The 23,284-nt window shown below is 67.6% G+C and carries 23 protein-coding genes; 7 read left to right on the top strand and 16 right to left on the bottom strand.

The features are described from left to right. Nucleotides 1-15 precede the first annotated feature (15 nt). The 3 genes from CAL26_RS23335 to CAL26_RS23325 are packed head-to-tail and all read left to right on the top strand — an operon-like array spanning nucleotide 16 to nucleotide 3,220. Nucleotides 16-993, top strand: a complete 978-nt coding sequence (locus CAL26_RS23335; protein WP_094849066.1) for a Bug family tripartite tricarboxylate transporter substrate binding protein — start codon at nucleotides 16-18, stop codon at nucleotides 991-993. Between the two features lie 15 nt (nucleotides 994-1,008). Further along, nucleotides 1,009-2,181, top strand: coding sequence for an acyl-CoA dehydrogenase family protein (locus CAL26_RS23330; RefSeq protein WP_094849065.1), 1,173 nt, complete (start codon nucleotides 1,009-1,011; stop codon nucleotides 2,179-2,181). Between the two features lie 46 nt (nucleotides 2,182-2,227). After that, nucleotides 2,228-3,220: a LysR family transcriptional regulator gene (locus CAL26_RS23325; RefSeq protein WP_094849064.1), complete on the top strand. Its 993-nt coding sequence runs from the start codon at nucleotides 2,228-2,230 to the stop codon at nucleotides 3,218-3,220. A gap of 2 nt (nucleotides 3,221-3,222) precedes the next feature. On the opposite strand, the gene CAL26_RS23320 is transcribed toward CAL26_RS23325, so the two are convergent. Together CAL26_RS23320 and CAL26_RS23315 are read right to left on the bottom strand one after the other, a co-directional pair. After that, nucleotides 3,223-3,930 (bottom strand): glutathione S-transferase family protein, encoded by a 708-nt coding sequence (locus CAL26_RS23320; protein WP_094849063.1) that lies wholly within the window; start codon nucleotides 3,928-3,930, stop codon nucleotides 3,223-3,225. 38 nt (nucleotides 3,931-3,968) lie between these two features. Beyond that, a complete protein-coding gene (locus CAL26_RS23315; RefSeq protein WP_094850047.1) occupies nucleotides 3,969-4,913 on the bottom strand; it encodes a LysR family transcriptional regulator in 945 nt (314 codons plus the stop codon). A gap of 199 nt (nucleotides 4,914-5,112) precedes the next feature. Here CAL26_RS23315 and CAL26_RS23310 point away from each other — a divergent pair, with 199 nt between their 5' ends. Both CAL26_RS23310 and CAL26_RS23305 read left to right on the top strand, forming a co-directional pair. After that, the gene (locus CAL26_RS23310) at nucleotides 5,113-6,774 is read left to right on the top strand and encodes an ABC transporter substrate-binding protein (RefSeq protein WP_256988574.1); all 1,662 of its coding nucleotides are present in this window, start codon (nucleotides 5,113-5,115) and stop codon (nucleotides 6,772-6,774) included. Continuing rightward, a complete protein-coding gene (locus CAL26_RS23305) occupies nucleotides 6,771-8,756 on the top strand; it encodes a CocE/NonD family hydrolase (protein ID WP_094849062.1) in 1,986 nt (661 codons plus the stop codon). Before CAL26_RS23310 ends, CAL26_RS23305 begins: the two co-directional genes overlap by 4 nt. Before the next feature lie 43 nt (nucleotides 8,757-8,799). On the opposite strand, the gene CAL26_RS23300 is transcribed toward CAL26_RS23305, so the two are convergent. The 4 genes from CAL26_RS23300 to CAL26_RS23285 form a co-directional block, all read right to left on the bottom strand. Continuing rightward, nucleotides 8,800-10,317, bottom strand: coding sequence for a thymidine phosphorylase family protein (locus CAL26_RS23300; RefSeq protein ID WP_256988573.1), 1,518 nt, complete (start codon nucleotides 10,315-10,317; stop codon nucleotides 8,800-8,802). Next, nucleotides 10,314-11,672 (bottom strand): MBL fold metallo-hydrolase RNA specificity domain-containing protein, encoded by a 1,359-nt coding sequence (locus CAL26_RS23295; protein WP_094849060.1) that lies wholly within the window; start codon nucleotides 11,670-11,672, stop codon nucleotides 10,314-10,316. The genes CAL26_RS23300 and CAL26_RS23295 overlap by 4 nt, the downstream gene beginning before the upstream one ends. 46 nt (nucleotides 11,673-11,718) lie before the next feature. Then, nucleotides 11,719-12,600 (bottom strand): ribose-phosphate pyrophosphokinase, encoded by an 882-nt coding sequence (locus CAL26_RS23290; protein WP_094849059.1) that lies wholly within the window; start codon nucleotides 12,598-12,600, stop codon nucleotides 11,719-11,721. Nucleotides 12,601-12,841: 241 nt separating this feature from the next. Next, nucleotides 12,842-13,369, bottom strand: coding sequence for a hemerythrin domain-containing protein (locus CAL26_RS23285; RefSeq protein WP_256988678.1), 528 nt, complete (start codon nucleotides 13,367-13,369; stop codon nucleotides 12,842-12,844). Nucleotides 13,370-13,620: 251 nt separating this feature from the next. Here CAL26_RS23285 and CAL26_RS23280 point away from each other — a divergent pair, with 251 nt between their 5' ends. Next, the gene (locus tag CAL26_RS23280; RefSeq protein ID WP_094849057.1) at nucleotides 13,621-14,442 is read left to right on the top strand and encodes a DUF2243 domain-containing protein; all 822 of its coding nucleotides are present in this window, start codon (nucleotides 13,621-13,623) and stop codon (nucleotides 14,440-14,442) included. Between the two features lie 4 nt (nucleotides 14,443-14,446). Here CAL26_RS23280 and CAL26_RS23275 read toward each other — a convergent pair whose 3' ends face one another. The 10 genes from CAL26_RS23275 to CAL26_RS23230 form a co-directional block, all read right to left on the bottom strand. After that, the gene (locus CAL26_RS23275) at nucleotides 14,447-14,983 is read right to left on the bottom strand and encodes a DUF2244 domain-containing protein (RefSeq protein ID WP_094849056.1); all 537 of its coding nucleotides are present in this window, start codon (nucleotides 14,981-14,983) and stop codon (nucleotides 14,447-14,449) included. A 129-nt stretch (nucleotides 14,984-15,112) separates the two neighbouring features. Further along, the gene (locus CAL26_RS23270) at nucleotides 15,113-15,343 is read right to left on the bottom strand and encodes a hypothetical protein (RefSeq protein ID WP_094849055.1); all 231 of its coding nucleotides are present in this window, start codon (nucleotides 15,341-15,343) and stop codon (nucleotides 15,113-15,115) included. A 183-nt stretch (nucleotides 15,344-15,526) separates the two neighbouring features. Further along, nucleotides 15,527-16,873, bottom strand: a complete 1,347-nt coding sequence (locus CAL26_RS23265; RefSeq protein WP_094849054.1) for a class-II fumarase/aspartase family protein — start codon at nucleotides 16,871-16,873, stop codon at nucleotides 15,527-15,529. 70 nt (nucleotides 16,874-16,943) lie between these two features. Continuing rightward, nucleotides 16,944-17,918, bottom strand: coding sequence for a tripartite tricarboxylate transporter substrate binding protein (locus CAL26_RS23260; RefSeq protein ID WP_094849053.1), 975 nt, complete (start codon nucleotides 17,916-17,918; stop codon nucleotides 16,944-16,946). Nucleotides 17,919-17,997: 79 nt separating this feature from the next. Next, a complete protein-coding gene (locus tag CAL26_RS23255) occupies nucleotides 17,998-18,669 on the bottom strand; it encodes a 3-oxoacid CoA-transferase subunit B (protein WP_094849052.1) in 672 nt (223 codons plus the stop codon). Then, nucleotides 18,666-19,334: a 3-oxoacid CoA-transferase subunit A gene (locus CAL26_RS23250; RefSeq protein WP_094849051.1), complete on the bottom strand. Its 669-nt coding sequence runs from the start codon at nucleotides 19,332-19,334 to the stop codon at nucleotides 18,666-18,668. Before CAL26_RS23250 ends, CAL26_RS23255 begins: the two co-directional genes overlap by 4 nt. Before the next feature lie 22 nt (nucleotides 19,335-19,356). Next, on the bottom strand, nucleotides 19,357-20,526 hold the full coding sequence (locus CAL26_RS23245) for an acetyl-CoA acetyltransferase (protein ID WP_094849050.1): 1,170 nt from the start codon (nucleotides 20,524-20,526) through the stop codon (nucleotides 19,357-19,359). Continuing rightward, the gene (locus CAL26_RS23240) at nucleotides 20,523-20,942 is read right to left on the bottom strand and encodes a Zn-ribbon domain-containing OB-fold protein (RefSeq protein WP_094849049.1); all 420 of its coding nucleotides are present in this window, start codon (nucleotides 20,940-20,942) and stop codon (nucleotides 20,523-20,525) included. Before CAL26_RS23240 ends, CAL26_RS23245 begins: the two co-directional genes overlap by 4 nt. A 22-nt stretch (nucleotides 20,943-20,964) precedes the next feature. Continuing rightward, a complete protein-coding gene (locus CAL26_RS23235) occupies nucleotides 20,965-21,867 on the bottom strand; it encodes an SDR family NAD(P)-dependent oxidoreductase (protein ID WP_094849048.1) in 903 nt (300 codons plus the stop codon). 131 nt (nucleotides 21,868-21,998) lie between these two features. Then, a complete protein-coding gene (locus CAL26_RS23230; protein WP_094849047.1) occupies nucleotides 21,999-22,436 on the bottom strand; it encodes a cupin domain-containing protein in 438 nt (145 codons plus the stop codon). A gap of 155 nt (nucleotides 22,437-22,591) precedes the next feature. On the opposite strand from CAL26_RS23230, the gene CAL26_RS23225 reads away from it, so the two are divergent. Further along, the gene (locus CAL26_RS23225) at nucleotides 22,592-23,152 is read left to right on the top strand and encodes a PAS and helix-turn-helix domain-containing protein (protein ID WP_094849046.1); all 561 of its coding nucleotides are present in this window, start codon (nucleotides 22,592-22,594) and stop codon (nucleotides 23,150-23,152) included. The last annotated feature ends 132 nt before the right edge of the window (nucleotides 23,153-23,284 follow it).

Here is a 23,284-nt window from a genome sequence, read left to right as displayed (position 1 = left end):
GAAGAGGAGATACGCATGAACATGTCCAGGATGCTGGCGGCGGGCGCCGCCGCGCTGTTGCTGGGCGCGGCACAGGCGGCGCCGGACCAGGCGTTTCCCGTGAAGATGGTGCGCATCGTGGTGCCCTTCACGGCGGGCGGGCTGGCCGACGTCCTGGCCCGCGGCCTGGCGCAGGAACTGGGCGCGCGCTGGTCGCAGCCCGTCGTGGTGGAGAACCGCCCCGGCGCCAACACCATCATCGCCGCCGAGTACGTGGCGCGTTCGCAGCCGGATGGCTACACGCTGCTGATGGCCAACGATCCCACCGTATCGGCCAACCAATACCTGTACCGCAAGCTGCCCTACGACCCGGTCAAAGATTTCACGCCGGTGGCCAGTGTGGCGCAGACACGCGAGGTCCTGTTGGTCAGCAAGGACTTTCCCGCACGCAGCGTGCAGGAACTGGTCGCGCAGGCCAAGGCGCGGCCGGGCCAGGTCACCTATGGATCGTACGGGCCGGGCAGCAAGGCGCATCTGGATGCGGCCACGCTTTCCGAGCAGGCCGGCATCGAACTGACGCATGTGCCGTACAAGGGCGTGGCCGACGTCATGACGGCCCTGGTGGGCGGGCAGATCAACATGGCGATGGTGGGCGTGCCGCCGTCGATTCCCATGGTGCGCGCCGACAAGGTGCGTCTGCTGGCGGTGGCCGCGCCGCAACGCATCGCGGCGTTCCCGGACACACCCACATTCGCGGAACTGGGTTTTCCCCCGATGGTGGCGCAGTCGTGGTTCGGCCTGATCGCGCCGGCGGGCACGCCGCCCGCCGTGGTCCGCAAGATCGCCGATGACGTGCGGCGAGCGGTGGCGCAGCCCGCATTCCAGGAGAAGTTCATCACCAGCGTGGGCCTGGAGCCCCTGGGCCAGGGACCGGAAGCCTTCGGGCGCTTCCTGGCAAAGGACCGCCAGGAGTACGAACACATCATCCGCGGCCTGAAGGTCACGCTGGACTGAGCGACGGAGCCGCCCATGGATTTCGAATTGTCCCCCGAGCTCCGCCTGTTGCGCGACTCCGCCCGCCGCTTCGTGGCCGAGGAACTGCTGCCGCTGGAAGCCCGCTACGCGAACGAGCCGGACATCCCGGACGACGTCAGGCAGGCGCTGCAGGACAAGGCCAGGCAGCTCGGCTTCTGGGCCTTCGACCTGCCGGAAACGGTGGGTGGCGGCGGTGTCGGCGTCGTCGGCATGTGCGTCGTCCTTGAGGAATTGGCGCGCTGCAACGTGCCTTCGTTCCGCGCCCCGACGGTTTTCACGCCGTACCTCGGGCCGGTGTTGTTTCATTGCGATGAACGGCAGAAGGCGCGGTACCTGATGCCGGTGGTGCAAGGGACCCGGCGCACCTGTTTCGCCCTGACGGAAGCCGGCGCGGGCTCGGACCCGGCTGGCATGAAGACCACGGCGGTGGCCGATGGCGGGGACTTCCTCATCAACGGCGCCAAGATATTCATCACGGGCGCGGACAAGGCGGACTTCGTGCAGCTGTTTGCCCGCACGATCGTGCAGGGCAAGGACGCGGGCGTGTCGTGCTTCCTGGTAGACCGCGGTACGCCCGGCCTGCGGCTGGGGCAGAGTTTCGAGCTGATGTCGCCGGATCGGCCGTGGGAGCTGCTGCTCGATGACGTCCGGGTGCCGGCGACGCAGGTCGTCGGCGGCGTGGGCAAAGGATGGGCGCTGGCGCGCGAGTTCCTCGATATGGGCCGCCTGGTCCATGGCCCCAAGGCGGTTGGGCGGGCGCAGCGGGCGCTGGACCTCGCCATCGACTACGCCAACTCGCGCCAGACCTTCGGCCAGCCGCTCGCCCAGCGCCAGGCCATCCAATGGATGATCGCGGATTCGACGGTGGAACTGCATGCGGCGCGCGCCATGGTCTACCATGCGGCCTGGAAAGCCGAACAGGGACTGAACTATCATCTGGAAGCTTCCGCGGTGAAGCTCTACGCGGACGAGATGCTGGTCAGGGTCGTCGACCGGGCGATCCAGATACACGGCGGCATGGGGCTGTCGCGTGAACTGCCGCTGGAGCTTATGTTCCGCGACGCGCGCAGCCGGACGATCACCGAAGGGTCGTCCGAGATGCAGCGGATGATCATTTCCACAGGCGTGCTGTCCGGCCGGCAGGGGGTGAACCGCTTCGATACCTGACGCGTCGCGCCGCCACCGCGAATGGAGTCGCGCTACGGACACAACGATGAATATCGAGAACATCGATCTGAATCTGCTGGTGGCATTCGACGCAATGATGCAGGAGCGCAACGTGACGCGCGCGGGCGTGCGGGTGGGGCTGTCGCAGCCTTCGATGAGCCATGCGCTGGTGCGGCTCAGGCAGTTGTGCGGCGACCCGCTGTTCGTCAGGGTCAAGACGGGTATGGAGCCCACGCCCTTCGCGCTGCGCATCGCGCCCAGCGTGCGCGCCGGCCTCTCGGTCCTGCAAGCGGGGCTGCAGAATGCCGTACCGTTCGACCCCGCGCAATCCGGCCGTACCTTCGAGGTGCTGCTGAGCGACCTTGGCGAGGTGGTCTTCCTGCCACGCCTGATGAAGCATCTGACCGAGGTGGCGCCGGGCATCAGCCTGCGCGTACTGCAACGGCCGCGCGAAGGGTATCGCGACGCGCTGGAGGCCGAAGAGGCCGACCTGGCCATCGGTTTCCTGCCGGCGCTGTCCGCGGGCTTCTATCAACAGCGCCTGTTCGGCGATCACTATGTCTGCCTGTTGCGGGCCGGCCATCCACGCATCGGCCAGCGCCTGGACATTCAGCAATTCGCGGCGGAATCGCATGTGATGATAGAGCCGGCGGGCTCGCGGTACAGCCGCGTCTCGCCGCAGTCTTCCACCACGACGCTGATCGAGCAGTACCTGGAAAAGCAGGGGCTGCGGCGCCACGTCGCATTGCGCGTGCCGCATTTCACGGTAGTGCCCGAGATCATCGAGACCAGTGACCTGCTGGCCGTCATCCCCAGCACGGTGGCGCGCATCATGGCGCCGCAGCGGCGTATCAAGATTCTTCCGCTACCCCTGGAGACGCCGCCCAGTTTTGAGGTGAAGCAGTTCTGGCATGAACGCAGCCATCAGGACGACGGCACGCGCTGGCTGCGCGGCGTCATCGCCGAGTTGTTCATGGAGCAGCGCTCGCCGCTGCCGGCCGCGCTCGATCAGCGCACGGGGCTCGCGACGCGGCGGTAGAGCTATCCGGGCGCGGCGGCGCCCATGACATGGTCATGGACAGCCTGGCAGTGCAGGGCGAGCCCGGGCTGAGAGACGACATATTCCCGCAGCGGCGTGTCGATGGGGTAGAAGAGGATGTTGGCGACGAAGCCATAGATGCTTGCATCGATGCTGGTCGGCGAGGCGCCGAAGAAGAACGGGCCGTTCTCGAGCATTCCCGCGACGGCGCGCAAGTCGTCCAGGCCACGCTTGTAGGCTTCTTCAGGCGCATAGCGTCCTATGCCTTGATAACGATAGCGTTCGAAGTTGTAGGCGCGGGCGGCGTCCATTTCTTCGGCGCTTACGGTGGGGTGGGTGCGCAGCACCGCGTCCCGGAACGCGGGCCAGTAGCGGTCGTCTTTCCAGCGCGAATACGACATGCTCCAGTAGAGGTCGTCCAGGACGCGGTTGATACAGAATGCCTGGATACGCTGCGGCGCGCTCAGGCCGCTATCGATGGAAAGGCGATGCCGGCCGACCAGATGCGCGACGATGGCGCTGCTGTCGCCAACGAGCGTGCCGTCGTCGTCGATGTAGGGTAGCTGGCCGTGCGGCGCCTGGCGGCTGTCGAAGATGTGGTGGTGGCTGAAGGGCAGGCCGGCAAGGCGTAGGAAGGCGAATACTTTCAGTCCAAACGGATTGTTGTCGGCGACGCCGAACAGCCCGGGGTAGGAATAGAGCGCAAGCATGGTGGTCTCCGTGCGGGTTCGCGGTCATCGCTTCGGAGCTATGTTATCCGTGCTGGCGTGCCTGCTTCCAGTAGCTGATACACGTCCGGCGCCGCCGCTTCCCTGAGTGCGTCGACGATGTGCGCGGTCAATGCCCGTACCAGGGGATGCGGCTCCTGGCCTTGTAAAGTGGCGATGCCGAGCCGGTATTCCATGACGGGGCGAAAGGGCCGGCGCTCGATGTCGGGGTTGTGATCCAGGCTGGCGAGCAGGCCGTTGACGATGGAGACGCCCAGTCCCTGCGCCACGAACTTGCAGGCCATCTCGACGGAATGCACCTCGGCACGCACGCGTGGGCGCGCGCGCGCCTGCCGGAAGACGTGGTCGATGTCGTCGCGCAGGGGGCGCTGGCGTCCCAGCAGGACCACATCCACGTCATCCAGGTCCGCGGCGGTAATCTCGGGCAGGGCCAGCAGATGATGCCCGCGCGGCAGTATGCATACCGCCTGGCTCGAGATCAGCGGCACCGTGTTCAGGCCGCTGTGCTGCGTGGGCATGCGCAGGAGCGACATATCCGCCTCGCGTCCCAGCACGGAAATCTCGCCATGCTCGTAGGCGCCGGAAAAGACCTCCAGTACGGCATCCGGATGGTTCGCCATGAAGCGGCGCGCCACCTGCGGCATGATCAGGTGAGCGACCGTCGTCGGCAGTTGGACGCGGAGCAGCGTGCGGCGCGTACCGCCCAGCCGCAGTTGGTTCACATGGCGCTGGAATCCCGCAGCGCCGGCTAGCATCTGCTCGACGTCCGGCAGCAGGGACTCGGCTTCGGTGGTCGGATGCAGGCGGCCCTTGCGGCGCACGAACAGCGCGATGCCGAGATCGGCCTCGAACTGGCTGAGGAGACGGCTCACCGCGGATTGCGACAGGCCCAGCCGATCGGCGGCCTCGATGGTCGAGCCCGCGGCCATGAAGGCGCGGAAGGCTTCCAGCTGCTTGTAGTTCATCGTCATGGCGTGGGAAGGCGTAATGTCCGGTGTGGCCGGGTCAGGGTAAATACTTAATTTCCCGGAAACCGCATAGCCGCATGCCTTGTAAGCATAGCGTTGCCGCTGCCTCGGGATGAACGCAAGATGCGCAAACCGTCGGCGCGTGCCGCGGGACGGGCGCTCGACGCCGTGACGTCGCACAGGGAGAGATCGCCAAATGCCCATATCGAGTCCGCTGCCGCGGCCAGGTGTCCGCGTCGAACCGCATCATCGCCCGACGCACCCCGGCGCCAGGCGCGGCGCCGAAATCGTCCTGGCCTTGGGATGCTGCGCCGCGGGCCTGCTGGTCGTCATGGCGCCGGCATCGGCCCGCCCGTTGACCATCGCGGAGGCGGCCGAGCCGTCGTCCATGGACCCGCTGTTTTCCCGCACGGGCAACAACCAGCAGGCGGCCGAGAACGTCTATGAACGCCTGGTCTCCACCGACGAGAACATGCAGCTGCAGCCGGGCCTGGCCGTGTCCTGGAAGGCCACGGCGCCGGATGTCTGGGAGGTCAAGCTGCGGCAGGGCGTGACGTTCCATGATGGCACGCCGCTTACGCCGGAAGACGTGGTCTTCTCCATGCAGCGTGCCGGCGATATTCCCAATAGCCCCGCGCCGTTCACGGGCGCGGTGCGCAGCATCGCGCGCATGGAGATCGTCGACGACTCCACGATCCGCTTCCACACCAAGGGCCCGGTGCCGGATTTCATGGAGCAGATCGGGCTGGTGTACATCCTGGCCAGGCATGTGGCCCAAGGCCGCAGTAGCGACGACTTCAACAAGGGGCCGGCCGCCGTCGGCACCGGCCCGTACAAGTTCCGCTCATGGCAGCCGGGCGATCGCCTGGAGCTGGAGCGCAACGACCATTACTGGGGCAGGAAGCCGGACTTCGAGCATCTGACGATCCGTTATATCAACAACGGCGCCAGCCGGGTGGCCGCCCTGCTGGCCGGGACCGTCGACCTGATCGACAGCGTGCCGCCGAACGATGCGGCCAAGTTGGGCGCCAACCCCGCGATCAAGGTTTTTTCTTCTCCGTCGGCTCGCCTGATCTATCTGGCCCTGGATTCCGCGCGGGACCGCAGCCCCTTCGTCACCGACAGCGCCGGCAAGCCCATGGACGCCAATCCGCTGAAGGACGTGCGCGTGCGCCAGGCGATTTCCGCCTTGATCATGCGCGAGCCGATCACGGCGCGCCTGCTGAGCGGGGCGGGCGTGCCGGCCGGGCAGATGGTGCCGGAGGGACTGGGCGGCTACAGCCCCAAGTTGCCCGCGCCGAGGTACGACCCGGCGGCCGCCAAGGCGCTGCTGGCCGCGGCGGGCTATCCGCAGGGGTTCGGTTTGACGATCCATACGTCGAACGACCGGTTCTTCGGCGACAGCGAAATCGGCCAGGCCGTGGGACAGATGCTGGCGCGTGGCGGACTGCGCATCAACGGCGTGGTCACCCAGCCCTATAACGTCTACGCGGGCGCCGCCGCCAAGCAGAGCTACAGCGCCTTCATCTTCTCCTACGGCAACAGCACGAGCGATTCCGCGAATGGCCTGACCAATGTGCTGGCGACCTACGACGCGGCCAAGGGCACGGGCGCCTTCAACCGCTCTCGCTATTCCAATCCCGCCTTCGACCGCCTGCTGGATCAGGCATCGTCGCAGTTCGATCCCGCGCAGCGCAATGCGCTGTTGCGGCAGGCCGCCGAAACCGCCTTCAACGACGTGGCCATCGTGCCCTTGTATTTTCCGGTGGTGCAATGGGCCGCGCGCAAGGGCATCGCTTTCCATGCCAACAAGCTGGAACGCACGTCGGCGCAATATATCGAGGAGGCCAAACAATGACCACGCACACCGGGGCCCCCGAGATCCTGCGCGACGTGATGGTGGCGATGCGCGACGGCGTGCGGCTGGCGACCGATATCCATCTGCCGCCAGGCTACCGGGTCGGCGTGGATGCGCCGCTGCCCGTCATCCTGGAGCGCACGCCTTACGGCAAGGCGGAAGTCTCGCGGTCCGAACGCATCGACGGACGCCAGGGCGTGCCCCGCGTCGAAGTCGCGCGTTATTTCGCCGCGCAGGGCTACGCCGTGGTGTTCCAGGACTGCCGTGGCCGCTACGGTTCGGAAGGCCATTTCGTCAAATACCTGTCGGATGGCGAGGATGGCTACGACACCTTCGGCTGGATCGTGCGCCAGCCCTGGTGCGACGGCAGGATCGGCACGATGGGACTGTCGTATGCCGCCCATACGCAGATGGCCGCTGCCTGCCTGAACCCGCCCGGCCTGGCCTGCATGGTGATGGATTCGGGCGGCTTTTCGAATGGCTATCAATGCGGCATCCGCCAGTCGGGGGCGTTCGAGCTGAAGCAAGCCACCTGGGCGTTCAAGCAGGCCAGGCTCAGCCCGGCCGCGCAGCGCGATCCGCTGATCGCGGCGGCGCTGGACCGCCAGGATATCCGCACATGGTTCACGCGCATGCCATGGCGGCCGGGCCACTCGCCGATCAAGTTCGTGCCCGAGTACGAGGATTACCTGTTCGAGCAATGGCGCGCCGATACCTTCGACGAGTCGTGGCGGCGCGTGGGCATTTACGCCCAGGGTTACTACGACGCCGTTCCCGACATCCCCATCGTGCTGATGTCCAGCTGGTACGACGCGTATGTGCGTACCACCATGGAGAACTACGAGGGGCTGACGCGGGGCCGCCACGCGCCGGTGCGGCTGATCATGGGGCCCTGGCTGCACGGCGATCGCAACACGCCTTATTCCGGCGATGCCGACTTCGGCGAGGCCGCGACGCTGGATGGCCACATCGCCGAGCACTGGCTGGCGTTCCGTCTGGCGTGGTTCGATCGCTGGCTGAAGTCGGCGCCGGGGCAGGCCGACACCGCGTCCACGGCGCCGACCAGGCTGGCGGCGACTGCGGCGGCGACTTCAACGGCGACTTCAACGGCGACTTCAACGGCAAATGCGACGGCCACCGCCGCCGATCCCGTCGCACGCCTGTTCCTGATGGGCGGCGGCAGCGGGCAGCGCCTGGATTCCGGCCGCTTCGACCACGGCGGCCGCTGGATCGCCGCCACGGGCTGGCCGGTGCCTGAAGTCGCCGACACGACCTTCTATCTGCACGCGGATGGCGGGCTGTCGACGGAAGCGCCCACCGCGCCCGGCGCGCGGGTTTCCTATGCCGCCGATCCGCGGCGGCCGGTGCCGACCATCGGCGGCTCGCTGACCTCCGGCGAACCGGTATTTTCGGGTGGAGGATTCGACCAGCGCGAGGACGCGCGATTCTTCGGTTGCGCGCAGCCCGGCATGCCCCTGGCCGCGCGCGACGACATGGTGGTATTCCAGACGGCGCCGCTGGAACGCGATTGCGCGGTCATCGGCCCCATCGTCGTGCGGCTGGCGATTTCATCCGATGCGCCGGACACGGATTTCACCGCCAAGCTGGTCGACGTATACCCGCCCAGCGCGGATTACCCGGAAGGGTATGCGTTGAACATCACCGACGGGATCTTCCGCTGCCGCTTTCACGCAACCTGGGAAAAGGCGACGCCGCTGCTTCCGGGCAAGGTGTATGCGATCACCATCGAGCCGTTCGCCACCTGCAATCTGTTCAGGCAGGGGCACCGTATCCGGCTGGATATCGCCAGCAGCAATTTCCCGAAGTACGACGTCAACCCCAATACCGGCGAGACCGCCGCCGATGGGCGGGTGACGCGGGTGGCGGTGAATACGCTGCATCTGTCGCCGGAGCATCCGTCGTGGATTGTCCTGCCGCTGACGGATCCGGCGCGGCTGCGGCCCCTGGGTCTGGCGGCCTGATAGTCCGCGTCGGGATCCGGACGCCACGCTTCAACGCGCGCGCTCAGGCTTCGATAGACAGGATATCGCCCGCGTGGCGCGCGTACTCCAGCGCATAGGCCAGTTCGCCGGGCGACTCGGCATGCAGGAAAAGCAGCGGCTGCCCGCGCGCGACCTCGTCGCCCAGCCGCACTTGCAGGGAGACGCCCGCGGCAGCGCGCTCCGGCGCGCCCGCGAGCTTGGCCAGCCGTGACAGTTTGCGGTTGTCGATGTGGGTGACGCGCCCCGCCTGCAGGGCAAGCAGGGGCTGTACGTGCGCGGCGCGCGGCGGTTCGCGCAGCCCGCCCTGGGCCGCGCAGATGCGCTGGAATTTCTCCCAGGCCCGGCCGCTGTCCAGCGTCTGCGAGGCCAGCGCGACGCCTAGCCCAGGCTGCGCGGCGCCGCCCATTTCCAGTACGGCGCCGGCGACCATCGCCGCGCGTTCGCGAAGGTCGCGCGGCTGGTCCGCGTCGTTGCGCAGCACGGCCAGCACGTCGCGCGCTTCCAGTGCCGGACCGATGCCGCGGCCGACGGGTTGGCTGCCGTCGGTGTACAGGCAGTGCAGCGTCAGGCCGAAGTGGGCCGCGGTCTGGCCGAGGTGGGCGGCCAGGCGTTCGGCGGCTTCGCGGCTGCGGATCTTGGCGGTCGGTCCTATCGGGATATCGATTACCACGTGCGTCGCGCCCGCGGCGATTTTCTTCGACAGCACCGAGGCGATCAACTGCCCCTCCGTATCGATGTCGAGTTCGCGCTCCACGCGCACGAAGACGTCGTCGGCGGGGCTCAGGCGCACCGCGCCGCCCCAGGCGATGCATCCCCCTTCGGTTTCCACGACCTTCTGCAGCTGCGCGAGGCTGAGCTCGACGGGCGCCAGCGTTTCCATGGTGTCCGCCGTGCCGGCGGGCGACGTGATCGCCCGCGAGGACGTCTTGGGCATGACCAAACCATTGGCGGCGGCGATGGCCACCACCAACGGCGTAGTGCGGTTGCCCGGGAGGCCGCCCACGCAATGCTTGTCCACGACAATCGGGGCGCGCCACTGCATGCGGTCGCCGACGTCCACCATGGCGCGTGTCAGGAAGATCGTTTCGTCGATGCTCATGGGCAGCGTGGCCGTTGCCGTCAGAAAGGCGGCCAGCTGTACGTCCGTATAGCGGCCGTGCGCGACGTCCCGCACGATGGCGGAAAGATCCGCCGCGCTCAAGCGGCGGCCGTAGATGCGTTGGCGGACGCCCGCCAGGGATTCGACCACGGGCGCATGGCTGACCCGTACGCCGTCGCCGTCGCGGATGCCGAGCGCGTCCCAGGCGTCCTCGGACAGCGCGACCTCGTCGAGCGCCAGCAGGTCGCTATCGATCTGATACAGCATCGCCTGCACCGCGCGGCCGTCCGATGTGATCAGCACCTGGGAACGGGACGACAGGCCTTCCGCGCGGCAGACGTGGCAGTCGGCGCGCATGACGGCGATGGGTTGGTGCTGCGCATGCAGATGCATGCGGGTGGCGCGCAGGGCGGGTGTCGGCAGTGCCGGGATACTGCTCACAGTTCGTACCTCTGCCCCTGCAGCGGCACGGTGGCGTGCCAGTTGAGTTCCCGTTGGATACGCACGCGCAGCGCGTCCGAGGCTTCCGGCTCGCCATGGACGATGAACACCTGTCGCGGCGCTTCCTGGAAGCCGCGCAGCCACCGCATGAGTTCGTCGCTGTCGGCGTGCGCGGACAGCATGGGAAGTTCGGCGACTTCGGCATTGATCGGCAGCCAGTCCCCGAAGATCTTGGTTTCCGTGGCGCCTTCGAGCAGTTTGCGGCCGCGCGTGCCCGCCGCCTGGAAGCCCGAGAACAGCAGGGTATTGCGGTGGTCCGAACCGAAGGCGGCAATGTGATGCAGGACCCGGCCGCCGGTGGCCATGCCGCTGGCCGAAATGATCACCTTGGGATAGCGGTTGGCGGACAAGGCCTTGGATTCCTCGACGTCGCGCACATACGTGACGGCCGAGCTGGCGGCCTCGTAGTCGCGCGGCGACAGTCTGTGTTCGTCGGCATGGCGGTCCAGCAGCTCGGTGGCGCTGGTGGCCATGGGGCTGTCCAGATAGACCGGCACGTTGGCCAGTTCGCCGGCCTGGCGCAGTTTCCACAACAGATAAATCAGGGTTTGCGCGCGGCCCACCGCGAACGCGGGGATGACCACGGTGCCGCCCCGCTGTACCGTCCGGTCGATGATCTTGCCCAAGGCTGCCAGTGGATCGGCGGTATCGTGGCGCCGGTTGCCGTAGGTGGATTCGATCACGATGTAGTCGGCCCGCGGCACGGGTTCGGGATCATGCATGACCGGGTCGCCATAGCGGCCCAGGTCGCCGGAGAAGGCGACATGTATGCCGGCGATATCGATCTGCGCGGTCGCGGCGCCCAGTATGTGGCCCGCGCGGCGGAAGGTAAGTTGCGCGCCCCCAGGCAAGGCGAAGGCTTGATGCGGCGCGACGTCCGAGAAGCGGGCCATGGTGCGTTGCGCGTCGACGACCCGGTAGAGCGGCAGGGCCGGTTGATGCTTGGAGAACCCCTTGCGGTTGGCGAAGTCGGCATCCTTCTCCTGCAGGTTGGCGCTGTCCAGCAGGATCAGTTCGGCGACGTCGCGGGTCGCCGGGGTGGCATGGATCCTGCCCTTGAAACCGTCGAGCATCAGCCGCGGCAGGTAGCCGCAGTGATCGAGATGCGCATGGGTCAGCACGACCGCGTCGATCTCGGCAGGCGAGATCGGCAAGGACTGCCAGTTGAGTTCGCGCAGGTTCTTCAGGCCTTGGAACAGGCCGCAGTCGATCAGCAGGTGGGTATCGTCGTGGCTTAGCAGATGCTTGGAGCCGGTGACGGTGCCGGCGCCGCCCAGGCAGGTCAATGAGAGCATGGTTTCCTGTTCAGATCGTCGGAATGGAAGAACTGGCAAACATGGGTCAATCGCGCAGGTCGCGCAAGAGTGCGTCGGCCAGTAGCGGACCGATTTCGATGCGATTGCTGGGATGGGGGACGGTGTCGGTCGACACGACGCGTTCGAAGCAGCGCGATACCTGTGCCCATGCGTCTTCGGCGAATAGCGCGTGCACGACGACGCATTGCGGCGGCTTCATGCCTGAAAGCTTCGCCGCCGCGGCCACCAGCGTCCGGCCGGACGAGGCGATGTCGTCGACCAGCACGGGCGTATGGTCGCGCCAGCGCGAGAGATCGGGCGCTTCCACGTCGACCTCGCGATCGCCGTGGCGGACCTTGCGCAGGACGGCGTGCGGCGCGCCGATACGCGCGGCGATGGAGCCAGCCCATTGCTCGCTTTCTTCATCGGGACCGATGATCAGCGGGGTCGGTACGTTGGCGGCGATCCAGTCGGCCAGGCGTGGCGCGGCGTGCAGTGTCGAGGTGGGAATGGTGTACAGCGCCGACAGGGCGGGGTGGCGATGCAGATGCGGATCGACGGTCAGCAGGCGGTCGAAGGTGGAAGACACCAGCCGCGCGAAAGACAGCGAGCTGACGCTTTCACCCGGCTGGAAACGCTTGTCCTGCCGCATGTAGGCGAGATACGGCGCGACGAGATTCACCTCGACCGCGCCGAGTTCGCGGGCCGCATCGGCGGCGAAGACCAGGCTCAGGAAGCCCGGGTCCGGCCGCGCCAGCGTGCAGACAATGTCCACGGCGCGTCCGCGCGGGTCGCCGTGCAGGCGAACATAGCTTTCGCCGTCAGGAAAACGCCGTGTTTCCACCGCGCCGAGTTCGGCGCGGCACAGCGCGGCCAGCCGCGTCGCGAATGCTTCGTTCCCTGGCAGAGGAAGGATCAGTCTTTCCATGGATGCCCGATCCGTCCGGGCTGCGTAGCGGGCGTGAGCGGCCGCCGTGGCGGTCGCGCCGTCCCGACGGGTACGGCGATCCGATTATGGGCCAGGGAAGAACTGGGCGGTGTCCGCGGGTGACGGGATCTTGATCTAGCGCAAACGCTTCCCCGCCAGTGGAAAAAGGTAAGCCCGATCTTGCTTGCTTCGTCGATCCTGCGCCGGGCGCCATTCGGCGCCCGGGATGCTGGCGCGCCGCTCAGCGAACGGCGCGCATGATACAGCCGACCGCCAGCATGGCCAGGGCGCCCACGGTGAAGGTGGTCATCGGCATGCCGCGCGCCATGTCGCGGGCGATCTGCGGCGTGCGCGGGGCGGCCAGTTGCAGCCGGCGCTTGGTCATCCGCGCGCCCAGTTCCTGCAGGCGCGTCTCGGAAAACAGCCGCTCGGCTTCCGGCAGCACGACGGTTTCCTCGTCGGCGACATGGTGGATCACGTCGCGCATCAAGGCCATCAGGGTATCGTCGTAGCGCGGATCGGATGGCGTCATGGCGCGCAGGTCGGCGATCAGCCGGCGCATTTCCATATGCTCCGGTACGCTCTTGCTGAGCACGTCGTTGCTCGTGACGGCCTGCACGGCGGGATAGAAGATTTCCTCTTCCAGCGTGGCGTGGATTTCCAGCGCCGTACAGATCACGCCCACCAGGCCGGCCTTGCGCGAGGCCGGCAGGTCTTCGTGATAACGGTGGAAGGTGGTGAGGACGTGGGTGTGATCCAGGCGGATCATGTTCGTCGCGCGGGGAATCAGGCGCCGATACAAGGGCTGGCCTTGCTCGGCGGAATGGGCGGCGTCGTAGGGCAGGTCGGTGGCGTTCATGGCGGCCTCTCGTTCAGGGCGGCCGGGAGTCGGCCGATGGGAGCGGGCGAGCAAGAGCTATTCCTGTCCGATTCGTGCACCGATGGCCCGTCTCCGCCCGCGCGGATCGCGGGACCGGAAGATGCTGGCGGCGCGCAAACGTATATCGGCATGGGCAGAGCATGGACCAGATACGCACGACGTCCCCCGCGGTGACCCGATACTCTTCGATCTACATGTGGGCGGGGTACGCCCTGGGCTTCGCGATGAGCGGGTTCTTCGACGGCATACTGCTGCATCAGATCCTGCAGTGGCATCATCTGCTGTCCGGACTGCAATCCGCCCGCTTCGCCGACCTGCGCGTGCAGATCATGGCCGATGGACTGTTCCATGCCGTGATGTACCTGATCGCGCTGGCGGGGTTCTATCTGCTGTATCGCTCGCGTGCCGATCTTGCGCTGCCGCGCGCGGGCCGGCGCCTGCTGGCCAATTTCTGGCTGGGATTCGGCATGTGGCACGTCGTCGATGCCGTGCTCTCGCATTGGGTCACCCGGATCCACCGCATCCGCATGGATAGCGCGTATCCGCTGGCATGGGACCTGGCATGGCTCGCGGTGTTCGGCCTGGTTCCGCTGGCCGTGGGATGGTGGATGCGCCGGCGCCCCGGGGATACCCCGGGCGCCGGCATGGGCGTGGTCGCGAGCCTGGTGGGCGCATGCCTGCTCGCGGGCGGCGTCAACCTGATGCCGCTGCGCGGCGCGGGCGACACCCTGACGGTCGTGCTGCGTCCCGGTGCGACGGGCGCCGGCCTGCTGGCGGCGGTGGAAGGCACGCAGGCGCGCGTGGCCTGGGCCGATCCGTCCGGCGCCGTCTGGGTGTTGCGCGGCCACGCCGGCCTGGATCCGTGGCGTTTCTATCGCCACGGCGCGATGTACGTCGGTGGGCAGGGTGCGCTCGCCGGCTGCGCGGCATGGCTGGGCACCCGGGCCGATCGTTCGCTCTGAACGTCTACGACCAGGTTTCCCGCAGCGCCTGGCGCAACTGGCCTTCGAAGGCCTCGCGCGTGTCGGTGGACACGTAGCGGGCCAGTTCGATGCGGGTGGCGCCATGATGCAGCCACAGCGTGCCCGGCGCATCCGCCGGCTTGACCAGGCGGGTCTGGCTGGACGGAAACACGTAGCGGTCGTGCCGCCGTCCGCGGTCCACGTCGACGTGGACCTGCCCATCCTTATCCACGCGCACGATTTCGCCGTCGATGGCGTGATGGGCGTAGGCCAGCGCCGCGACCGTGATGCCCAGCAATTCCGCGCCGCAGAAGACGGGTACCAGCCAGAGGCCGCGGATCCAGCAACCCACCGCCACCAGCGCGGACATGCCCATAAGCACGCCGATTGCCGCCAGGTATTGCGCGGGGCGCAGGGCGCAATTGCGCTTGAGCCGCCAACTGCGCGGCCCGCGCGGCCTGCCGGCGGACACGCGACGGGCCGCATCCGCCGGCGGGGCGGCGGACAGCAGTTCCTGGATGTCGTCGCGTAGCAGCCTCATGCGATCTCCTGCGGCCTCCCGCGACCTCGGGCGGCGCCTGGAAAGCGGACGCGGCGGCGCGGCAGGCCGGGGCGTCCCTGGCCGTCCATCGTACCTATATCCGAGCTGTTTGGGCAGCGGGCGTGGCGCCTAGAGGCCGGTGCCCCGGATCGCCACCACGATCATGTCGCGCACCCATTTCGGCATCGGCCCGTGCTGCTCGGCCATGGTTGAGTCGGCGGCATCGCCGGGCGAGACGACGGCCGCCTGCGCGATCACCGCTGGGGCGGCAGGCCCCGTGGAAGGCCCGTATGACATGGCGACCGCCATGTAGGCCATGCCGGCGACACCGACTGCGGTCAGGATCTTGTGCGGGTTCATGTCACGCGAAGTTCGTCGATGTATCGCCGTCATGGGCGCTGTCAGGCGCAGCGCCGCTCGGGGAACGATTATGTCGCGAATCCGCGTATCTGGTTACTGAGTCTTCTGCGATTTGTACCGACGCAACACTTCAGCCGGCCATCGCGGGAGCGCGTGCGCCGCGCGGGCGCACGCCAGCCACGGCTATGCCGCGCCGAAGCGCCGCATCCGATCCACCATCTGCGGCGCGGCCCCCAGGTAATTCGCCGGATCGCAGAGGCGATCGATCGCCGCGCGATCGAGGTGTTCGGTCACCCGGTTCTCCCGCGCCAGCACGTCGGCCAGCAGGCATTGCTCCGCCAGGGCGATGCGGCAGGCGTCATAGACCACGTCATGCGCGGTCTGGCGGCCGAGGTAAGGCGCCAGGCCCATCATCACCGCTTCGGAAACGATCAAGCCGCCGGTCAGGTCCAGGTTGCGCCGCATGCGCTGCGTGTCGACTTCCAGCCCGCCCAGCATGAACCTGGCCTGGCGCAGCGCGCCGGCGGTCACGACGAACGATTCCGGGATGGCCGACCATTCGATATGCCAGGGACCGGTGGCGCGTTCGAAATCCTGCACCATGGCGTCGAGCGCCAGGCCGGCATGTTGGCGCACCACCTTGGAGGCGCTCAGCATGAGCTCGCAGGAAATCGGATTGCGCTTCTGCGGCATCGTGCTGGATGCGCCACGGCTCTTGACGAAGGGCTCGAAGGCCTCGGCGAGCTCGTTGGTCATCATCAGCATGACGTCCAGGGCGATCTTGCCCAGCGACCCCGTCACCAGGCCCAGGAACTGGACGGTTTCCGCCAGGCCATCGCGCGCCACGTGCCAGGTCACCGGCGCCGCCTGCAGGCCGAGTTCCTGCATCAGGGCTTCCTGGACCGCGATGCCCTGTTCGCCCAGCGACGCCAGCGTGCCGGCCGCGCCGCCGAACTGGCCGACCAGCGCGCGCGGACGCAACTGCGCCAGCCGTTCGCGATGGCGCCGTATCATGAGCAGCCACACGGCGGCCTTGTAGCCGAAGGTCACCGGCAGTGCGTGCTGCAGGTGGGTGCGGCCGGCCATCGGCGTGTCGCGGTAGCGCAGCGCCAGGGCGTCGAGTATGCCGTCCAGTTCGGCGAGATCGGCGTCGATCAGGTCGAGCGCCTCGCGCACCTGCAGGACGGTGGCGGTATCCATGATGTCCTGCGTGGTGGCGCCCCAGTGCAGGTATTCGCCTTCGGGTCCGCACATGCGCGCCAGCTGGTGCACCAGCGGCAGGATGGGATAGCCGACGATCTCGGTTTCGTGCTTCAGAACGTCCACGTCCAGCCGCGCGGCATCGGCGCGCGCGGTGATGGCGTCCGCGGCGGCCTGCGGGATGATGCCCAGGCGCGCCTGCACGCGGGCCAGCGCGACTTCCGTTTCGACGTAGCGGCGCAGCGTGGCGGCGTCGTCGAACACCGCGCGCATCGCGGCGGTGCCGAACATGTCTTTGAATACGGCGGATTCGATTACGGATATAGGCATGGTGGATGTGATGCGGGGGTTGTCGTGTATGGCCCGGCGCGGCCGCTACGGGCGGAGCCGGGCCGCGTCGTCATTGCAGCTTGATGTCGGCGTCCTTGACCACCTTGGCCCAGCGCGCCGTCTCCTGCTTGATGTAATCCATGAAGCCGTCCGGCGTGGATGCCGACGGGATGTAGCCCAGTTCCTCGACCGTCTTGGAGAACTTGGGATCCTTGACGGAATCGGTCAGGGCCTTGTTCAGCTTGGCGACCACGTCGGCCGGCGTGCCGGCGGGCGCGAGCACGCCGTACCAGCCCTGTACCTCGAAGCCTTTCAGGCCGGCTTCCTGCACGGTCGGCACGTCCGGCATCAAGGCCAGCCGTTCCGTGCTGGTGACGGCCACCGTATGCAGCCTGCCGGCCTTGGCCAGGTGCAGCGAGTCCGGCCCGGCGAACACGGCGTTCACTTCCCCGCCCATCGCGGCCGTTACCGACGGACCGCCGCCCTTGTACGGGACGTGCAGCAGTTTCACGCCGGCCGTGGTGGCGAACAGCTCGGTCGCCAGGTGGCTGGTGTTGCCGTTGCCGGCGGACGCCACCGACAGGCGTCCCGGATGTTCCTTGGCGTACTGGATCAGTTCAGGCACCGTCTTGGCCTCGAACTTGGGGTTGGTGTAGAGCACCAGCGGCAGCTTGGCCACCATCCCGATGGAGCTGAAATCCTTGACGGAGTCGTAGGGCAGGTTGGGATACAGGCTGGGATTGATCGCGTGGGCGGCCAGCACCATGACCAGGGTGTAGCCGTCCGGCTTGGCGCGCGCGACGTACTGCGTGCCGATGACGCTGCCCGCGCCCGCCTTGTACGACACGACGATGGGCACGCCCAGCTTTTCCTGCAGCACGGCCGCCAGCGGGCGCGCCACCGCGTCGGCGGTGCCGCCGGGCGGATAGGGAACGATCATCTCCACCGCGTGGTCGGGGAAGGGTCCGGCGTGCGCCGCCGTGGCCAGTGCCAGCGCGGCGGCGCCGAGCGCATGCTTGAACAGGTGCTTCGTCAGGTGTTTCATCGTGCTTGTCTCCGATTGGTATCGTTGATCGTTTTGGTATTCGTGCTCGGGTAATTGGTGCTGCGGCTGCTGAATTGGGTCAAATGAAGAACAGATCGTCCGCGTAGCCCAGCGGCGCTTCCGTGGCCGCCTGCAGCGATTCGCGCGTCAGGCCCGCGGCCATCGCGCGCACCACGAAGCCGCGCGCCGGGTCGACGTCGATGACCGCCATGTCGGTGTAGACCACGTCCACCACGCCCTTGCCCGTCAGCGGGAAGCTGCAGGAACGCAGCAGCTTGGGGCGGCCATCGCGCGTGGTGTGCTCCATGACCACGATGACTTTCCGTGCGCCGGCCACCAGGTCCATCGCGCCGCCGATGCCGGGGACGGCGTCGGCGTCATCGGTGGCCCAGCTGGCGATGTCGCCTTCGGGGTTCACCTGGAACGCGCCCAGGATGGTGGCGTCCAGGTGGCCGCCGCGCATCATGGCGAAGGACAGCGACTGGTCGCAGATCGATGCGCCGGGAATCAATTGCAGGCGCGCCTTGCTGGCGTTGATCAGGTCTTCGTCGCCAGGATCGCCTTGCGTCACGTCCTCGATGCCGAGGATGCCGTTTTCGCTGTGCAGGATGATTTCCTTGGCGGGATCCAGGTATTTGGCCACCAGCGTCGGCATGCCCAGGCCGATGTTCACGTAGCTGCCCGGCGGGATATCGGCGGCGACCTGCTGCGCGACGCGGTCGCGGCTGAGCTTGTTCACGGTATGGGTCATTTGCTGTCCTTGCGCACGACACGCCCGACGAAGATGCCCGGCGTGACGATGGTTTCGGGATGGATCAGGCCCAGCGGCAGGATGTCGTCCACCTGCACGATCGCGGTTTCGGCGGCCATGCACATGACGGGGCCGAAGCCGCGTCCGGCCAGGCGGTAGGTCAGGTTGCCCCAGCGATCGGCGTGATAGGCCTTGACCAGCGCGAAGTCGGCGCGCAGCGGCTCTTCCTGCACATAGCCCTTGCCCTGGTAGATGCACTGCGGCTTGCCTTCGGCGATCGGCGTGCCGTAGCCCGTCGGCGTAAAGAAGGGGCCCAGGCCGGCGCCCGCCGCGCGCATGCGCTCCAGCAGCGTGCCCTGCGGCACCAGCTCCAGTTCGATCTTCTTTTCCCGGTACAGGGCGGTGAACACGTCGGCGCCCGACGACTTCGGGTAGGTGCAGATCATCTTGCGCACGCGTCCGGCGGCCAGCAGCGCGGCCAGGCCGGTGGTGCCGGTGCCGGCGTTATTGCTGATGATGGTCAGGTCCCGGGCGCCGTGGTCGATCAGCGCGTGCAGCAGTTCGCGCGGCAGCCCCGAATCGCCGAAGCCGGTCACCATGACGGACGCGCCGTCGACTATGCACGACACCGCGTCGGGCAAGGTGGGGAATATCTTGTTGATCATGTCGGTCTCGTGCAGGAAGGCTTCACAGCGCCGCCGCGCTGCCCAGGATGGCGGTGGACTGGCTCGACAGCGTGGCGCCGTTGCCGTGCACCAGCGCCACGTCGCAGCGCTGCTGGCGCTCGCCCGCCTGGCCGCGCAGCTGCCGCACCGCCTCGATCACCAGGAACACGCCATACATGCCCGGATGGCCGAACGACAGCCCGCCGCCGTTGGTGTTGACCGGCAGCCGTCCGCCCGGCGCGATGGCGCCGTCGGCGACGAAGCGCCCGCCTTCGCCCTTGGGGCAGAAGCCCAGGTCTTCCAGGAACAGGATGGTGTTGATGGTGAAGGCGTCGTACAGGCAGGCGAGGTCGACGTCGCCGGGCGACATGCCGGCCATGCGCAGCGCGCGCGATCCAGATTCCGCCGCTGCCGTGACGGTCAGGTCTTCCATGCTGGAGATCTGCCGGTGCCAGACGGCCGTGGCATTGCCCAGTACGTAGGCCGGCGGTTGCGGCAGGTCGCGGGCGCGGTCGGCGCGCACCAGCACGAAAGCGCCGGCGCCGTCGGTCAGCAGGCAGCAATCGCGCACCGTCAGGGGATCGCAGACCATGCGGGCATCCAGCACGTCCTGGATGGACAGCGGATCGCGCGAATACGCCTCGGGATTCAGCCGCGCCCAGGCGCGCGCCGCCACCGCCACTTCCGCCAGCTGTTCGCGCGTGGTGCCGTACTGGGACATGTGGCGCGCGGCGGCCAGCGCGTAGGCGCTGATAGGCTGCATGGGTTCATAGGGTGTTTCGTAGGGCTGCGGATCCAGCACCTGGCGCATCTTGCCGACGGCGGCGCGGTTGACGTTGCCGGTGCGCTGCGTGCTGCCGTAGCAGACCAGCACGGCGTTGCATACGCCCGCAGCCAGCGCCTGGATGGCGGGCAGCAGATGGGCCACGAAGCTGCTGCCGCCCAGCATGGTACTGTCGATGAACGCCGGGCGGATGCCCAGGTACTCGGCGACCGGCATGGCCCACATGGTGGCCGACGCGCTGCAGGTGCACAGGCCGTCGATGTCCGACATGCGCAGGCCCGCGTCGGCGACCGCGCGGGCAGCTGCCTGCGCCAGGATTTCCATTTCGGTGTAGCCGGCGGCCGAGCCCATGCCGGCCTGGCCCACGCCGACCACGGCGGCGGCGCCGCGCAATGCGTTCGCGCTCATCGTGTCTGCTCCAACAGCGTGAATACCACCAGGTTCTGCTCGCCTTCGCGCCGCAGCCGGGCGCGCACGCGGTCGCCGATGCGCGGCGCCGCCGGGTCGACGTCTTCGATGCGGCTCATCATGCGCACGCCTTCGTCCAGGTCCACCAGGCACAGGTTGCGGTCGCCGCCGGCCTGCGCGGGGCGGCGCATGACCGTGGTGGAGTACACCGTGCCGTTGCCGGAAGGCGCGACCCAGTCGAAGTCCTGGCCATCGCAGCCGGGGCAGGCGATGCGGGGATAGAACACCGCCTTGCCGCAGCCGCGGCAGCGCTGGATACGCCAGTCGCCCTCTTGCAGGAAGCGGAAGTAGGTTTGTTCGGGCCCGAGCGGGCCCGTGGGCGCGTTGCTGTCGCGCGCCTTGGTGTCGATGGCCATGCGAATTCCTAGGCTTGAAGAATCAGATAGGGTCCCAGCTCACCACGTCGGGGGAGCGCTCCAGCGCGAAGAAGCTGGAACGCATGGCGGGGATGGCGATGTCGGCGATGCTCTGCGGGGTCCAGCCGTCGCTCATATGCACCGACCGTATCGGGCGCGGCTGGCTGAACAACAGGATTTCGTTGGCGCGCACGCCGAAGACCTGTCCGGTCACCTCGGCGGCGGCGTCGCTGGCCAGGTAGACCGCCATGGGCGCGATCTTGTCCGCTTCCATCTTCTTGAGCTTTTCGACGCGGGCGGCTTCTTCGGGCGTATTGGCCGGGATGGAGTCGGTCATGCGGCTCCATGCGAAAGGCGCGATGCAGTTGGAGCGCACGCCGTACTTTCGCATGTCCAGCGCGATCGATTTGGATAGCGCGACGATGCCCAGCTTGGCGGCCGAATAGTTGGCCTGGCCGAAGTTGCCGATCAGTCCGGACGTGGACGTCATGTGTACATAGGCGCCGCCGTTCTGCGCACGGAAATGCGGCGCGGCGGCCCGGCTGACGAAGAACGTGCCGTGCAGGTGGACGTCGATGACCGAACGCCACTCGTCTTCTTCCATGTTGTGGAAGAAGCGGTCGCGCAGGTTGCCGGCGTTGTTGATGACCGCGTCGATGCGGCCATAGGTGTCCAGGGCGCAGGCGACGATGCGCTGCGCGCTGTTCCAGTCGGATACGCTGTCGCCGCAGGCGACGGCGGCACCGCCGGCCGCGCGGAGTTCGGCGGCCAGGCTTTCCGCCACGCCGGCGTCGCCGCCCTGGCCGGACAGCGATACGCCGACGTCGTTCACCACTACGCTTGCGCCGGCCCGCGCCAGCGCGTGCGCGATCCCGCGGCCGATACCGCCGCCGGCGCCCGTCAGCACCACCACCTTGTCTTTCATGTCGCCCCGTCCACCTGGAGCGGCACGGCGGCTATCGCAGTGTCTCGCCCCTATATATGTATATACATAATATTAAGTACTGGACATATTGCGTGTCAATAGGGGCGAGGAAAGCGGCGGCTTCGCGCGCGCTATGACCAGGCGCCGGGGCGCGGGACTTCACACGGGCCGGTGACCGGGACGCTGGTGAAGTCCGCCGGGCCGACGACTTCCAGGTACTCCATGTCGGGCGAGTAGTCGAACAGGAAATGCCGGATCCCGGGCCGCTGGTGCACGCAATCGCCGGCGCTGACCAGGGTTTCCTGGTCTTCGTACATGAAGCGCGCCCAGCCCTTCAGCATGTAGACGATATGGAAGTCGGCGCCGTGGATATGCCATCCGGTGCCGGCCTCGGGCGCTTCATTGGCCCTGACCAGCTGCGCGATCACCTTGCCGCCCGTGGCCTCGGCAATGCCCAGGTCCCGGTATACGAAGAAATCGCGCAGGCCGCCCGAGCGGAACGCCGTATCCGCCGGCCGCACGTGCGAAAAAAATGTAGGAAAATCCCCGCCTGCCTTTTGGTTTTCCATTGCCTGTCTCCATTGGGAAGAAAAGACCCGAGCGATCATGCTCCAGGCCACTGTAGGAGCGGGCAAGGGCAGCGGCAATACCGTAAAACTACGTTGGCGCGGATGTGATGGCCCGGCCCGCGCGTGGGCCCTGTTGCTGTTCTGGAGATCGAACGATGAGCCCGTCCGACATAGACTACAAGGAAGTCCTGATGCGCGCGCCGGTGGGCATGTGCGTGTCGCGCGACCGGGTCATCCAGTTCGCCAACACCGCGCTGGAAGGCATGTTCGGCTACGACGCCGGCGCGCTGGACGGCGTTTCCTTCGAACTGCTCTATCCGTCCGCCGCGGAGTTCACCCGCACCGGCCGCAGGCTGCTGGGCGTGTTGGGCGAGACCGACGCCTATTCCGACGAACGCATCATGAAGCGCCGGCAGGGCGAGCTGTTCTGGTGCCACACCGCCGGCCGTTCCCTGATATCGCGGCAACCTCTTGCCGCGGTCATCTGGGTCTTCGAGGACCTGAGCGCGAAACGCCCCGTGGCGTCCGGGCTGACCGCGCGCGAACGGGAAATCGCCGCGCTCATCGCCGAGGGCAAGACCAGCAAGGTCATCGCCCGCCAGCTCGATCTGAGCCCGCGCACCGTCGAAATGTACCGGGCCAGGCTCATGACCAAGTTCGCCGCCAAGACCTCGGCCGGGCTGGTCCACAAGCTGATGAGTTTTTCGGCGGCGTAGCGATTGCGTCGATCGCTTGCCTTGCCGCGCCGTCCCCGCGTCGGATGGGATCGCGCGCCGTTCGGCCATCTCGGAAATTCCGCATTCCCGCGCGCCGCGCCGCGACGTATGGTCCCTGGCAGAAGGAGATTT

Origin of the sequence: Bordetella genomosp. 9, from assembly GCF_002261425.1 — a bacterium.
In the GTDB taxonomy this organism is placed as follows: Bacteria; Pseudomonadota; Gammaproteobacteria; order Burkholderiales; family Burkholderiaceae_B; genus Bordetella_C.
Note: the sequence above shows the minus strand (reverse complement) of the source record. Positions and strands in the feature narration are given on the sequence as shown.